This is a genomic window from Rhodanobacter sp. Col0626 (assembly GCF_049994385.1).
In the GTDB taxonomy this organism is placed as follows: domain Bacteria; phylum Pseudomonadota; class Gammaproteobacteria; order Xanthomonadales; family Rhodanobacteraceae; genus Rhodanobacter.
This window is the reverse complement of record NZ_CP188260.1, coordinates 461,185-475,425: the sequence shown is the minus strand read 5'-3', so window position 1 is coordinate 475,425 and position 14,241 is coordinate 461,185. Positions and strand designations below refer to the sequence as shown.

Below are 14,241 nucleotides of genomic sequence, written 5' to 3'. Positions count from 1 at the left end.
CTTCAGTCGCGATGCCCCGGGCTGCCGTTGGCTGAATGCAGAGCATTCGCGACTGAAGTCGCTCCCACAGGGCCGCGGTGGCGATCAGTCAGCCACGTCGGCGATCAGTCGATCGAGTTCCGACTTGAGGATGGCGCCATGCTGGCGCAGCCAGTCGCGCTGTTCGCGCCAATCCGGAAACAGGTTTTCCACTTGCGCCCAGAACCGCGGCGAATGGTTGCGCACCTTGAGGTGGCAGAGTTCGTGCACCAGCACGTAGCGCAGTGCCGCCGGCGGCGCCAGCGCCAGCGCCAGATCCAGATTGATCCGATCGCGGGTGTCGAGGCTGCCCCACAGGCTTTTCATCGGGCGGATCCGTAGCGAGGTGGGCGCCAGCCCCAGCTGCGGCACGTAACCGGCCAGCCAGCGCGAGACATCGCGCCGAATCAGCGTTTCCAGGTGTGACGCGAGCAACCCGCGGGCGATCGGCAACGCGCGGGTATGCGGGCGCGGGATCACCAGGGTCAACCCGTTCGACTGCACCTCGATTTTTGGATAGGTACCCTCGACCCAATCCAGCTCCACCAGCTCACCGCGCAGGGGAAAACTGCAGGCGTAGCCCACGCGCAGCGGGGGCAACGGCTTCACGATCAGGTTCAGCTCGTCGAGCTTCTGCTCCAGCCAGTCGGCATGGCTGCGCAGGAAGGCATTGACCTGTGCCGGATGGGTGCCATGCGGATAAGTGACCCGCGCGCCTTTGGGCGTCACGGTGAGGCGCAGCCGGCGCGCGCGCGGATGAGCGGCCTTCAGCACCCGGATGGTGCTGCCGCCTACCGTCGCCAATTCCAGCCAATCGCCTTCCAGATGCTGCGTCATGATCCTGCCTGTGCTTGCCGGGCGGTTCCGATCAATCGGGAAATCCGGACGCTCGCAGGCGACCGGACGCCCAGTATGGCGCGCCGGTCGGTGAAACGGGAATGGATTTTTCGTTCAGCTATCGGCCGGACGCGGCAACCCGAACCATTCTTCGAGTTTGCCCAGCAACCGCTCCAGTTCCAGCGTCAGCAGGGCGAAACTGGCGTCCAGCTCAGCCTGGGCGTCCTGCTGGCTGTCGCCCAGTTCGTCCATCACCACGTCGAGGAACTTCAGCTTGCGGACGATCAAATCCTCGCCCAGCACGAAGCTGATGCGGTCGTCGAAGGTGAGGCCCAGCATGAACACCTGCTTGCCATTGCGCAGGTGCTCCTTGACCTCCTCGGCGTCCAGATCCTGCCGGCGGCAACGCGCGATGGCGCCAGTGGCGGTGGCCGGGTCGCGCAGCTCGCACTCGTCACCCAAGGTCAGCCCGGCCGGCAGGTTGCCGGTGGACAGCCAGTCGGTCATCAGCACACGCGGGCCCTCCTCCGGCGCCAGCGGCACCGCCGGAAAGCTGCCCAGCGCCTCGCGCACCTGAGTCAGCGCGTTCTCGGCCGACTTGCGGCTGGAGGTGTCCAGCACCAGCCAGCCATTCTTCTTGTCGACATAGGCCGACATGCGCGAATTGCGCACGAAGGCGCGCGGCAGCAACTCGTTGAGCAGGTCTTCCTTGATCCGCTTGCGCTCGCGGCCACCGACCTTGCGGCCCTCTTCCTCGGCGATCTTCTGCACCTTGCGATGCAATTCGTCGTTGATCACCGCGGCCGGCAACAGCTTGTCCTCACCACCTACGGTAAGCAGGGTGCATTGCTTCACCGCATGCGTGAGCGGCTCGTTCTCACCGCGTCCGACCGGCGGCACGAAACCCTTGGTGAACATTTCCATCGGCCCACATGGACGCAACCGGTGCTCGGCCAGCGCCTCGTCGAGACGGTCCAGATCCTTGGCGACAGCGGGGGAAAAACGGAACAGCGTGAGGTTGCGAAAGAACATTCGGTATCCGGATTCAATGAAGCCCGTAGGCAATGTTTCAACTCGCCGTTCGCCCTGAGCGTAGCGCAGCGAAGTCGAAGGTCACGGTACGACAACCTTCGACTTCGACCCTTCGGGCCTACGCTCAGGGCGAACAGTATGTGGACTGATGTAATGATCGACAACGCATCAGCGGGTGACGGCGGCCACCGCGGCGGCTACCGTATCCAGGTTCGCCTCGTTCAATGCCGCCACGCAGATGCGCCCGCTGTCGAGCGCGTAGATGGCGTACTCATCGCGCAACCGGTGCACCTGGGCCTTGCTCAGGCCGGAGTAGGAAAACATGCCGGCCTGCCGGTTGATGAAACTGAAATCCGGTGCGTCGAGCGCGGCCAGCCGATCCACGAAACCCGCGCGCATGGCATGGATGCGCGAACGCATCCCACCCAGTTCCTGTTCCCAGCGGGCACGCAATTCCGTGCTGCCGAGCACGCCGGCCACCAGTGCCGCGCCATGCGTGGACGGGCTGGAGTAGATCGTGCGGATAACCTGCTTGATCTTCGACAACAGCCGCGCGGCTTCGTCGCGATCGGCACCCACCATCGACAACGCGCCGACCCGTTCGCCGTACAGCGAGAACGATTTCGAATACGAGTTGACGACCACGAATGCCTCGATGCCGGATGCCGCCAGCAGGCGCACGGCGGTGGCATCGGCATCGGTGCCCTGGTCGAAACCCTGGTAGGCCATGTCGATGAAAGGCAGCAGCCGGCGCTCTTTCAGCAGCTCGATCAAGTGCTGCCACTGCGTGGCGTCCAGATCGACACCGGTCGGGTTGTGGCAGCACGCATGCAGCAGCACGACAGTGCCCGGTTCCAGCTTGCCCAGATCCTCCAGCATGCCGGCGAAATCCAGGCCGTGGCTGGCTGCGTCGTAATAGCGGTATTCCAGCAGCTCGAAGCCGGCCGTGCGGAACACCACGTGGTGGTTGCCCCAGCTCGGGTTGCTGATCGCGATCTTCGCGCCCGCCCCGCTGACTTGTTTCAACAGGTCGGCGGCCACGCGCAGCGCGGCGCTGCCACCGATGGTCTGCGCGGTGGCCACCCGGCCGGCCGCCAGCAATTCCGATCCGGCACCGAACACCAGTCCCTGGGTGAGCTGGTTGTATGCCGCCAGGCCGTCGATCGGCAGGTAGCCGCGCGGTTTCGCCGCCGCTGCCAACGCCTGCTCCACCTCGCGCACGGTCGGCAGCAGCGGGATGCGTCCCTGTTCGTCGACGTAGATGCCCACGCCCAGGTTGATCTTGCCCGGACGCGGGTCGGCCAGATAGGTCTCGGTCAAGCCCAGGATCGGATCGCCCGGGGCCATTTCAACGGATGCAAAGAAGGACACGGTGGTTACTCGGCAGGCAGTGGAAGGGGGACGGAATGTTCAAGCTTGCGCGGCCACGGTCTCACCCGTTGCGTCGACCGGCCATGCGGTGGCGGAAGCGGCGCCCAGCGCAAAATCAAACAGCTGGCGATCGGCCAGATGCGAAGGCGACACGTGCGCCAGCGCACGAAAGATGTTCTCGCTGCGCCCGGGCTGCAGTTTCTCCCACTCCGCGAGCATCCGCTGCACCGCCTGGCGCTGAAGGTTGTCCTGCGAGCCGCACAGGTTGCACGGGATGATCGGGAATTGCCGCTGCGTCGCGTATTCGGCGATGTCGCTCTCGCGGCAATAGGCCAGTGGCCGGATCACCACGTGGCGACCATCGTCCGAGCGCAGCTTCGGCGGCATGGCCTTCAGCTGCGCCTGGTAGAACAGGTTGAGGAAGAACGTGGCCAGGATGTCATCGCGATGATGGCCGAGCGCGATCTTGGTGATGCCGTTCGCGGCGGCCCACGTGTACAGCGCGCCGCGACGCAGTCGCGAGCACAGGCTGCACATGGTCCTGCCGGCAGGGATCACCCGGGTCACCGTGCTGTAGGTGTCCTGCTCGATGATGTGAAACGGCACGCCGCGCGCGGTCAGATACTCCGGCAATACGTGCTCGGGGAAGTCCGGCTGCTTCTGGTCCAGGTTCACCGCAATCAGCTCGAAACGCACCGGCGCCTTCGCCTGCAATTGCAGCAGCAGGTCCAGCAAGGTGTACGAGTCCTTGCCGCCGGACAGGCACACCATCACCTTGTCGCCGTCTTCGATCATGCCGAAATCGCCGATCGCCTGACCCGTCTGTCGACGCAGGCGACTGGCCAGCTTGCCGGTTTCGGCAGCGGACGAACGGGGGATGTCGAACTGGACGGACATGACGGCCAATCGGCGAAAGGAATCCCCATTGTAGCGGGCCAGCGCCCGGCTTCCGAACCGGCAAACGGCGGTAGACTAGGAAAACCGCCCCCAACCGTTGCGACACGCCACAGGTACAGGTCATGCAGGTTCAGGATCACGCCGAAATCGTTCATCTGCTCGCCGAGCTGAAGATGGAACATCGCGATCTCGACGCGGCAATCGACCAGCTTGCCACCGCGATCGGCCGTGACGAGCTGCAGCTGACCCGGCTGAAGAAACGCAAGCTGTTGCTGAAAGACAATATCGCCCGGCTCGAGAGCAAGCTGATCCCCGATCTCGACGCCTGAAACCCCGCCTGGAATTCCGATGAACCCGTTTTCCCCGACCCGGCTGCATGACGATTACGTCGTGCTGGAACCGTTGCGCCTCGATCACGTCCCGGCGCTGGAAGCGGCGGCCGCCGACGGCGAACTGTGGAATCTCAGGGTCACCAGCGTGCCGCCGCCAGGCCAGGCGCACGATTACGTGGCAAACGCGCTGCAAGGCCAGGCCGATGGCCACATGTTGCCGTTTGCCATCCGCGAAACCGGCAGCGGCGACATCGTCGGCACCACCCGCTACTACGAGATCGCACCCGAATTGCCGCGGCTGGCCATCGGCTACACCTGGTACGCAAAGCGCTGGCAGAAAAGCCACCTCAACACCGCCTGCAAGCGCCTGTTGCTCGAACATGCCTTCGAGACCCTCGGCTGCGTGGCCGTCGCCTTCCACACCGACGAGCTGAACGAGGATTCGCAACGCGCGATCGAACGCCTCGGTGCCCAGCGCGAGGGCGTGTTGCGCGCGCACAAGCGCCGACCCGATGGCAGCCTTCGCAACACCGTCTGCTTCAGCATCCTCGCCGAAGAATGGCCAAACGTGGACAACTGGCTGCACACGCGCCTGAACCGCCTCGCCCCACACACGTAGGAACGCGCTGGCCAGCGATGCTTTTCGCCACGCTGGCGCAAATCATCGCGCGCCGCCCTACAGCAGGCGATTGACCAGGCGATCCAGACGCGTGCGATTGAGCCGCCTGAGCAGCTTGCGCACGTCGGCCGGATAGTGCCGCGGGCTTTCCAGCGCGTGGTAATCGTTCAGCCGCACGGCATGTCGCTTCAACGCTTCCCACTCGGCCTGATGCATCGCATGCAGCAGGTGCGCGGGGTCGCGCAGCACCAGGCCATTTTCCAGGTCCAGCGCCCATGCGCGCGGGTTGAGGTTGTTGCCGGTCAGCACGGCCACGTCGTCGTCGATGAACAGGCCTTTCAGGTGGTAGCTGTTGTCGCCGTCGCGCCACAGGTGCAGGTTCAACTGACCGCTGTCGATCTGTCGGCGATGTGTCCGCGCGAAACGGCGCAGATTGTTTTCGTACAGATAGGGCAGCAGGCCGATCGTCTTGAACGGTTGTCCTGGCGGTATGTAGAAATCGTTGGCGGTCTTGTCGCCGACCATGATGTCGATGACGCAACCGCGGCGCAGCAACTGGCCCAGCACAAGCCGCACCGGGCGTGGCAGATTGAAATAAGGCGTCAGCAGGATCAACCGCTGACGCGTGCCGCGCAGCAAGGCCAGCAGCACCTCGTTGAGCGTGTTGTCGCCGCGACCGAAACCCAGCAGCGGCGTCACCGCCACGTCGCGGTCGCCTAGCGACGCGGGTGGGACCTCATAAGCCGCACGCTGCAGGTCCTGGCGAAGGTCGCGGATCGCCGGTTGCAGCATTTTCGTGGACGGCACGCCGACGACGTTCAGTCGACGCACCGCGTCGCTGTCGACGAAGTGCCGTTGCACGAATGCCGCCATCGCGTCAGCCAGCGCGCGATGTTGCAACAGGTGATAGCGGTCCAGGCGATAGCGTCCATGCCGCGCCAGGTAGACATCGTTCAGGCTGGCGCCGCTGTACAACACCGCGTCGTCGATCACGAAACCTTTCAGGTGCAGCACGCCAAACAGTTCGCGGTTCTGCACCGGCACGCCGTAGATGTCCACGCCCGCGCCGAGTCGCTCGGCATATTCGCGGTACATGCCTGCATTGCCTTCGCTCTTCTGCTTGCCGATCAGGCCGCGCTGCGCGCGATGCCAGTCGACGAACACCGAAATCCGCAGCGCAGGCTGGCGTGCCTTGGCCGCGTACAGCGCGTCGAGTACTTCGCGGCCGGCCTCGTCGTCCTGCAGGTACAACGTGACGATCACGATGCGTCGACTGGCCTGCGCGATGTGTCGCAACAGGGCCTGCCGGAAGGCCGTCGGGTCGGGCAAGGCCTCGATCGCGCCAGCAGGGACCGCGAAGAACGGCAACGCCTCCAGCACGGCGTCCGACTTGCGCCTGCGCGGGAAGGGCAACATGCGCCTTGCGAGGCGACCGGGAGCGGAGATCAACTTGTTCATGGGCACATCGATGGGTGACAACGCCCATCATCGCAAACCATGGCGGATGCGCCTACCGGGGGCTCACCACCACCACGTCAGCGGCCCATCACGGCGCGCGCGCCGGTGTTCGCGTGAACCGGCGGGCGTGGCTGCACCTGGATCGTGGCGGTCATGCCCGCGGCGATCAACGTATCGGCGGGCAACTTGCCGGTATCGATCGCGATGCGCACCGGCACACGCTGGGCCAGCCGCACCCAACTGAACGTGGGATTCACGTCGGCAAGCAGGTCGCTGCCGGTCGGGTTGTCGCTGTCGGTGATGCCGTGGGCGATGCCGCTGATGGTGCCTTTCAGATGCACGCCGCCGGCCATCAGGCGAACGTCGACCGGATCACCCACGCGCAGCTGCGGCAGCTTGGTCTCTTCGAAGTAACCGTAGATGTAGTAGCTGTGACTGTCGATCAGCGCCAGTCGGGCACCACCCGCCGCGGCGTAGTCGCCGACACGGACATCCAGATTGGTGACATAGCCGTCCACCGGCGCGCGCACTTCGGTGCGTTGCAGGTTCAGCCTGGCCAGATCCAGCGCCACCTGGGCCTGTTCGACCGCGGACTGCGCCTGCTCCCGCGCGGCGCCGGCCTGGTTGCCGCCGGCTTTGGCCTGCTGCCAGGTGGCCAGGGCGGAATTGGCGGTGGACACCGCGTCATTGCGATCCTCCTTCGCGATCAGGTCGCCCATCTGCTGACGGCGCTGTGCCTGTTGCTGACGCATCTCGTATTCGGCCCTGCGTGCGGACGCGGCGGCCAGCGCGGAACTGATGCTGGCACCGGCCGCGCGGGCGCTGGCTTCGGACGCGGCGAGATTGGCCTCGGCCTGGCTCAGCGCATTGCTGAAACGCGATTGGTCGACCACGAACAGCACGTCTCCCTTGTGCACCAGCTGGTTGTCGATCACCGCAACCCGGGTCACCAGTCCGGAGACATCCGGCGCGACGCGTACGACCTCGGCACGCACGCGGCCATCGCGGGTCCACGGCGAATACAGGTAATGCTTCCACAGCGCATGGCCGAGCAACACGGCGATGACGACAACGGCGGCGGTGATCAGGAAACGCAAGAGCGACTGGATTTTCATGGCCATGATTTCAACGAAGCAGCAACAGTCCGGCGGCGCCGAACAGACAGACGAACAGGGCAAGCCGGAACAGCGACGGATGCCAGACATGCCGATACAGGCCGAGCCGCCCGACCAGCAGGTCGAGCAGCACCATCAGCAAAAGGCAACCGATGAACACCGCCAGCAGTCCGGGCATCAGCACGCCGTGGAAGGAGACTTCATGCGGCATCGGCGGACTCCCGCGGAGGAAGGTAGGTAGCGAGTGGCGACTCGTCATCGCGCAACGCGCTGAACAGTTGATACAGATGCAGCCGCACCGGCTGATCACCGCCGGCGACCGCGATCGCCTCGCGCACCCTGAGGTCGGCGTCTCGCCAGCGCGCGGCATCGGGCTGGCGATAGAGGTGCGCCACTGCCTGCAATGCCGCACGGGCGGTGTCGCGGATGGCCGGTGCGATTCCGCCAGCGGCGAGGTCCTGGCGCAGCTCCAGCACCGCGCGACCACTCTCCTGCACCGCCAGTCCCCACGCCAGCAGATTGCGTGATTCGGCACTGCCCGGTCGCGTGTGCGTGACCACCTGCTGGAACAGGTCGCGGCTGACACTTTCGAAGCGGTAAGCCAGTCCCGGCAGCGGTTCGGTCGCGGCCAGCGTCACCTGCCCGCGCAGGCGGCGCAACTGGCGTGCGCGCTGCCAGCCGGTACCGGTCACCTTCGGCACGAACACGAAGGCGACGCCGGACAGGGCCAGTCCCACCACCTGTGCGACCGCGTCGTTGAGGAAATGCGCCGGGTCATAGACCATCGGATTTTTCAGCGCCAGGATATAGACGAAGCCGAGCGTGTAACCGGCGCCTACACCGGGCAACGTGTCGCGCGTGCTCAGGTATGGACCGATCAGCATGAACGCGGCGCTGGCGGCGATCAGCATGGGAAAACCATCGCTGCCAGGCAGCAACCCGAACTCCACCACAAAAGCAGCGAGCATGCCGGCTGCATAGCCGTACAGCGTGTACGCCGCGGCGGTGAGCGGATTCGGCGAGGCCGCCAGCAAGCCACTGAAAATCGTCGCCAGCAACATGGCGATGGAACCGAAATCCCAGCTGCTGGCCAGCCAGAACGCACTCAGCGCGCCCATCGTGAGAAAAGTCCGCAGCACTGCGATCGCCGCACCGGCCCAGTCGTTGCCGCGGCGAAAATGCACGCGCTCCACGCTGCCGTGCAGCTGCTTGCCGCTCAACGAATCCTCGGTCACGGTGAAATCGCGCAGCTCCTGCGCGAAGCGCTGCAGCAAGGCCGCGCCGGTGTCGAATTCCAGTTGTGCGGCCGGTTCGCCCAGCGATGCGTGCAATGTCTGCGCCTGTGCCGGCAGTCGGGTCACGCATGCGCTCAGCCGCGACGCCAGCACCGCCGGATCGTGCAGCTGTATCGGCTCCGGCGTGAGTGCGGCGCCGATCGGTCGATACAACGCAATCAACGCATCGGCCACGGTCGCGCGGCCACCACGCTGCAAACGGTTGATCAGATGATGCAGCGACTGGAAGCTGGTCGAGGCAGCCATGTAGCGCTGGTTGAGCAGGCGCATGCGGGTGCTGCGTGCGTGCGCCTCCGGATCCTCGAAGATCACCGAGGCGCGCAGGTCTTCCAGCCGCACCGCCGCACGCACGAAAGCCAGGTGGGCTTGCTCCATCTGCGCGCGCGGGATGCTGCCACCCGTGCTGCCGCGCACGAAATCGATGAACTGCGCAAATTGCTCGCGTGCACTCTGGCGCAACACCATGCGCAGCCGCTCGGGCAGGATCAGATCGCTGACCACGGCCGCCACCACGATGCCGAGCAACACCTCGCTGACGCGCATCACGGCGGAGTCGAACACGTTGAGCGGATTGCTGATTGCCGGCAGCGTGACGATGGCGGCCGTATAGCCGGCCAGCACGAAACCGTAGGACATGAAGTTGCGATACAGCATCGCGCCGCCGGCGCACAACGCCACCCACAGCGACAGGCTGAGCAGGAACAGTTCGCGCTGTTGCGGAAAAGCCGCCATCAGCAGCAGTCCGCACAGACTGCCCGCCAGCGTTCCGATCACGCGATAAAAACTCTTCGCCAGCACCATGCCGCTATGTGGGTGCATCACGATCGCCACGGTGATCATCGTGGTCGACGGCTGCTCCAGCTGCAACCACATCGCCAGCCACGCGGCCAGGTAGATCGCCAGCAGCGTCTTGCCGACGAAAATCCACGCGCGTCGTTCGCCGGCAAGGAAATCCGCCAGCCACGGCCAACGCGACGAAGCTTGCACGGATTCCATGGCAGTGACGGACATCGCTCAGGCCTGGTCGAGCTGATCCAGGAATTTCTTCAGCAGCTTCTCCAGTTGCGCCATGTCGCGCGGCTGCAGGCCGACCGTCTGCCGATCCAGCAACGCGCAGATGTCCGGCAGGAAATTCTCGATCATCGCCACGCCTGCCTCCGTGAGAGTCAGCGTTACCTTGCGGCGGTCCGCATCACCCGCCGTACGTTCGATCAGCTGCTTATCGCACAACTCATTGGTGAGCCGCGTGATGTTGGCGGACTTTTCGCCGGCCGCTTCGGCCAGCTGCGAGGGATTGAGCGTGTACCCCTCGGTGCCGTACAGCATCATCAGCAGGTTGTATTCCGGATGATTGATGCCCCATGGCTTGAGCATGGCGTTGGCGTCGTCGTGCACGCGCTTGTAGATGTGCTTGACCAGCCGCACCAGCACCGCCGGTTCGCGTGGAAAAGCCGGATGGCGCCGGCACGTGATCGCCAGGCGCTGCTCGGTGGGAAAGAAACTGCTCGTGTTGGATGTCATGAATTTTGTACATTTATGTAATATCTATTTGTGAATTTTATGCCGATCGCCCGGCCAGCGCAAGCCCAAAAAAAAGCGCCCCGAAGGGCGCTTCTGTCGTGCCGAACCGATTGAGGCTCAGCCACTGTGTACCGGGAAGGTCTGCGCCTTGCCGGGCGCGCCAGCGGGGTCGACCGGAGCGTTCGGCGAACGCGTCGGCATGATCTGGTGCGCACCGCACTGGTAAGCACCCCATGGCTGCGAACCGTCGACGGGATCGGCCAGTGGCTTGATGGTGTCGGCATGCATCTTGGCGGCCTCGTTGCGGGCCAATACTTCCAGCTCGTCACGCACGGTGATGCCATTGCGATTGACCGGGCCGACGTGGTCCATCACCGACACGGTGACCTTGCCCAGGTCGCGGCAGCCGGACAGGTCGCCGGTCCAGGCCGTACGCACGTTCTTTGCCGCGTCGTCCATGGTGATGCCCCAGTTGCTGCAGGCGCTCAGCAACAACACGGGGACGAGCAACAACAGGGTCTTGCGCATGGGTAGCTCCGCAGCAGTGACAAGGTGTGAAAACAAATCGGCCGGGCCGTCGCCGGCCCGGCCACCATCCTAACGCGGGGACGCCGACGCGTCCCCCAACGAATCCGAAACAGGTGGCGCCGGATCGGCGCCCGATGTTACGGAGTGGCCGGCTTGCCGGCCGGCAAGCCGTCGGCGTCCAGCACCTGCACGTCACCGAGCTTCAGCGCGCGGATGGGTGCCTCGATCTTCTTGAGGTCGCCGACGATCACCCAGGTCAGCTGGTCCGGATGGATGATCTCCTTCGCGGCCGCTTCCACCGAGGCATCGCTCTGCGCCTCGATGCGCGACTTCATGGTCTGCACGTAATCGTCCGGACGGTTGTACAGCGCGATGCCCTGCAGCGCACCCATCACCGCCGACGTGGTCTGGTAGCCACCGGGCATGCTGCGCACGTCGCCGACCTTGATCTTGTCGATCTCCTTGTCGGTCAGCGGCTTGCTGCCGATGACGCCATTGGCCTCCTTCAGCATCTCGGCCACCGACGGCGCCGTCTTGTCTGTCTGCACCGGCGCGTACAGCAAGAACGGACGCTGGCCTTGGGCGTTCTGCAGGAAGCTGAAAGCGCCGTAGGCCCAGTGCTTGTCCTCGCGCAGGTTCATGTTGAGGCGCGAGGTGAAGGTGCCGCCGAACGCGCCGTTCATGGTCTGGATTTCCAGATTGTTCGGCGCCTTCGTCGATGGTGCCAGGCTGCCCGCAAGTACGAGGCTCTGCTGCGCTCCCGGACGATCGACCAGATACACGCGTGCCTGTTTCGGCGGTGCGACCTTGCCGATGTTCTTCACCGGCAGCTTGCTGGCCGGCGCCTTCCAGTTGCCGAACGCCGCGTTCAATGGCGGAATGATCTGCGCCAGCGTGGTGTCGCCGGCCACCAGGATCTTCATGTTGTCCGGACGGATGAAATCGGTCATGAACTGGCGCATGTCGGCGGCATCCAGCGAGGTGATCGATGCCTCGGTGCCGGAGCCGGTGAACGGGATGGCATACGCATGACCCTTGCCGTACAGCAACGGCGGCAGGGTGCGCAGCGCGATGCCGGTGGGCTGGCTCTTCTCCTGCGCAATGCGCGCCAGCCACTGGCCGCGCAGCCGGCTGATGTCGGTTTCGCGGAAGGCCGGATGGCGCACGATGTCGGTGAACAGCTCGAGCGACGGCTTCAGCTGGTCGTTGAGCGCATTCAGCGAAGCGTTGCAGTAATCCAGGCCGCAACCGCTGTCGATGATCGCACCCAGGCGCTGCTTGCGTTTGGCGATCTCTACCGAATCCAGATCCTTGCTGCCCTCGTCGAGCATGTTCATGGTGAAGCTGGACGTGCCCAGCTTGCGACCCTGATCCGCTGCGTAGCCGGCGTCGAACAGCAACTGCAGTTGCACCGCCGGCACCGTGTGGCGCTCGGCCAGGATCACTTCGACGCCGTTGTCGAGCTTGCCGCGTTGCAGGGCGGGGAAACTGAGGTCGGGGAACGTGCTGACTTCGGGCACGCCCTTGCCACGGTCGACGTCACTCTTGACGACGCGGTAGTCACCCTTGGCCGATAGCACCGGTGCCGGCGCACCGGTGGCCGCCGCGCGGCCGGTGGCGGTCGCGGTATCGCTGGCGTCGACCTTGCCTGGCAGCACGGTCAACGTGTAATCGCCCTTGGCGATCCACTTGTTTGCCGCCGCGCCGACACTGGCCGGCGTGGCCGCCATGAATTCGTTGAAGTCCTTGAGGTACGCACCCGGATCGTTTTGGTACAGCTGCCCCTGGGCCAGGATCGACGCCTGCGTGTTGACGTTTTCGAGCCCGCGCACGAACGACGCGCGGGTTTCCGTCTTGACCCGCGCCAGCTCGTCGGCGGTGGGACCGTCCTTCAGGAACTTCTGCCACTCATCGGCGATGGCCGCTTCGACCTTCGCCGGATCGACGCCTTTCTTCACGTCCACCTGCAGCTCGAACATGCTGGCCAGCACGTGCTGGTCGACGTCGACCGACACGTCGTCGGCGAGCTTGTCCTGATACACCAGTCGCTGGTACAGGCGCGATGTCTTGCTGCCGCCCAGCACGGCGGCGGCCAGTTCGAGCAGGTTCTCATCGGTGGTTCCGCGCGGCGCCACGTTCCACTCGCGGTAGATGCGCGTCTGCGCCACGTTGTCGGTCATCGTGCCGTGCGTCGAGCTGTCACGCGGCGCCACCCACGGCTGCGGTCGCGGTACCTGCGGGCCGGCGGCGATGTCGCCGAAGAATTTCAGCATCTTTTGCTTCGCCAGCGCCGGCGTGATGTCGCCGGACAGCACCACCACCGTATTGGCGGCACCGTAGTAATCGCGGAACCACTGCTTGACGTCACCCAGCGAGGCGGCGTTCAAGTCGGCCATCGAACCGATGGTGTCGTGGTGGTACGGATGATTGGCCGGGAAGGCCTCGGCCTGGATCAGCTCGCTGGCTCGGCCGTACGGCTGGTTTTCGCCCTGGCGTTTCTCGTTCTGCACCACGCCGCGCTGCTCGTCCAGCTGCGGCAGGCCGATCGCACCGAGCAGATGGCCCATGCGATCGGACTCCATCCACAAGGCCATGTCGAGCGCGCTGGTGGGCACGGTCTCGAAGTAGTTGGTGCGATCGAGCCAGGTGGTGCCGTTCTGGTCGGTGGCACCGGCCAGCTCGAACGGCTTGAAGTATTCGTCCTTGTGGTTTTCCGAACCCTGGAACATCAGGTGTTCGAACAGGTGCGCGAAACCGGTCTTGCCAGCGGGCTCATAGGACGAACCCACGTGATACCACACGCTGACCGCCACCACCGGTGCCTTGTGATCCTCGTGCACCACCACGGTCAATCCGTTCGGCAAGGTAAACCGCTGATACGCAAGCTCGGGAATTTCCCGGGCTGCGGTGGTTGCCGGAGCAGTTGCGGTGGCGGCCTGTGCCCATGGCGGCGCACCGACGAGAGTCAGCAAACCTGCGATCAGCAAGGCGAGCGGTTTCTTTACCACGGCGAATCTCCCTTTCACGAATAAGTCCACGCAGGCTAGCGGCGGCGATGGCGCATCGCAAATGACCTGCGTCAGGGGTCGCCACGACAGGCGGGCCAGGTGTCCGGCTGTCCGGTGGCGTGCACCCAGCTGTCCGCGGACAACCTCGGCGGGTCCATGAACATTACTAATATTATTTCAAATCAGTAACTTGAAATAATATTTCGACTT

General features: G+C 64.7%; 13 protein-coding genes. 2 read left to right on the top strand and 11 right to left on the bottom strand.

All coding sequences use genetic code 11. The features are described from left to right. Window positions 1–84: 84 nt before the first annotated feature. The 4 genes from ACPPVV_RS01900 to ttcA all read right to left on the bottom strand — a co-directional run bounded on the left by ACPPVV_RS01900 (window position 85) and on the right by ttcA (window position 4,155). Window positions 85–855, bottom strand: coding sequence for a M48 family metallopeptidase (locus tag ACPPVV_RS01900; protein ID WP_426701793.1), 771 nt, complete (start codon window positions 853–855; stop codon window positions 85–87). Window positions 856–969: 114 nt separating this feature from the next. Beyond that, the gene (locus ACPPVV_RS01895) at window positions 970–1,887 is read right to left on the bottom strand and encodes a recombination-associated protein RdgC (RefSeq protein ID WP_426701792.1); all 918 of its coding nucleotides are present in this window, start codon (window positions 1,885–1,887) and stop codon (window positions 970–972) included. Window positions 1,888–2,055: 168 nt separating this feature from the next. Then, window positions 2,056–3,258, bottom strand: coding sequence for an aromatic amino acid transaminase (locus ACPPVV_RS01890; RefSeq protein WP_426701791.1), 1,203 nt, complete (start codon window positions 3,256–3,258; stop codon window positions 2,056–2,058). Window positions 3,259–3,297: 39 nt separating this feature from the next. After that, on the bottom strand, window positions 3,298–4,155 hold the full coding sequence (gene ttcA / locus ACPPVV_RS01885) for a tRNA 2-thiocytidine(32) synthetase TtcA (RefSeq protein WP_426701790.1): 858 nt from the start codon (window positions 4,153–4,155) through the stop codon (window positions 3,298–3,300). 122 nt (window positions 4,156–4,277) lie between these two features. On the opposite strand from ttcA, the gene ACPPVV_RS01880 reads away from it, so the two are divergent. Further along, window positions 4,278–4,484, top strand: a complete 207-nt coding sequence (locus tag ACPPVV_RS01880; RefSeq protein ID WP_189441388.1) for a YdcH family protein — start codon at window positions 4,278–4,280, stop codon at window positions 4,482–4,484. A gap of 19 nt (window positions 4,485–4,503) precedes the next feature. Further along, a complete protein-coding gene (locus ACPPVV_RS01875; RefSeq protein ID WP_426701789.1) occupies window positions 4,504–5,106 on the top strand; it encodes a GNAT family N-acetyltransferase in 603 nt (200 codons plus the stop codon). Window positions 5,107–5,163: 57 nt separating this feature from the next. On the opposite strand, the gene pssA is transcribed toward ACPPVV_RS01875, so the two are convergent. The 7 genes from pssA to ACPPVV_RS01840 form a co-directional block, all read right to left on the bottom strand. After that, on the bottom strand, window positions 5,164–6,564 hold the full coding sequence (gene pssA, locus ACPPVV_RS01870) for a CDP-diacylglycerol--serine O-phosphatidyltransferase (RefSeq protein ID WP_426701788.1): 1,401 nt from the start codon (window positions 6,562–6,564) through the stop codon (window positions 5,164–5,166). A gap of 77 nt (window positions 6,565–6,641) precedes the next feature. Continuing rightward, window positions 6,642–7,679 carry a biotin/lipoyl-binding protein gene (locus tag ACPPVV_RS01865; RefSeq protein WP_426701787.1) on the bottom strand — a complete coding sequence of 346 codons (1,038 nt, stop codon included), beginning with the start codon at window positions 7,677–7,679 and terminating at the stop codon, window positions 6,642–6,644. Between the two features lie 10 nt (window positions 7,680–7,689). Next, a complete protein-coding gene (locus ACPPVV_RS01860) occupies window positions 7,690–7,890 on the bottom strand; it encodes a DUF1656 domain-containing protein (RefSeq protein WP_426701786.1) in 201 nt (66 codons plus the stop codon). Beyond that, complete coding sequence (locus ACPPVV_RS01855) at window positions 7,880–9,985, bottom strand: FUSC family protein (RefSeq protein WP_426701785.1); 2,106 nt, start codon at window positions 9,983–9,985, stop codon at window positions 7,880–7,882. Before ACPPVV_RS01855 ends, ACPPVV_RS01860 begins: the two co-directional genes overlap by 11 nt. 3 nt (window positions 9,986–9,988) lie before the next feature. Beyond that, on the bottom strand, window positions 9,989–10,495 hold the full coding sequence (locus ACPPVV_RS01850; RefSeq protein WP_426701784.1) for a MarR family transcriptional regulator: 507 nt from the start codon (window positions 10,493–10,495) through the stop codon (window positions 9,989–9,991). A 117-nt stretch (window positions 10,496–10,612) separates the two neighbouring features. Next, on the bottom strand, window positions 10,613–11,023 hold the full coding sequence (locus tag ACPPVV_RS01845) for a DUF4156 domain-containing protein (RefSeq protein ID WP_426701783.1): 411 nt from the start codon (window positions 11,021–11,023) through the stop codon (window positions 10,613–10,615). A gap of 137 nt (window positions 11,024–11,160) precedes the next feature. Beyond that, entirely contained in the window at window positions 11,161–14,031 is a 2,871-nt protein-coding gene (locus ACPPVV_RS01840; protein ID WP_426701782.1) for a M16 family metallopeptidase, read from the bottom strand. Window positions 14,032–14,241 lie beyond the last annotated feature (210 nt).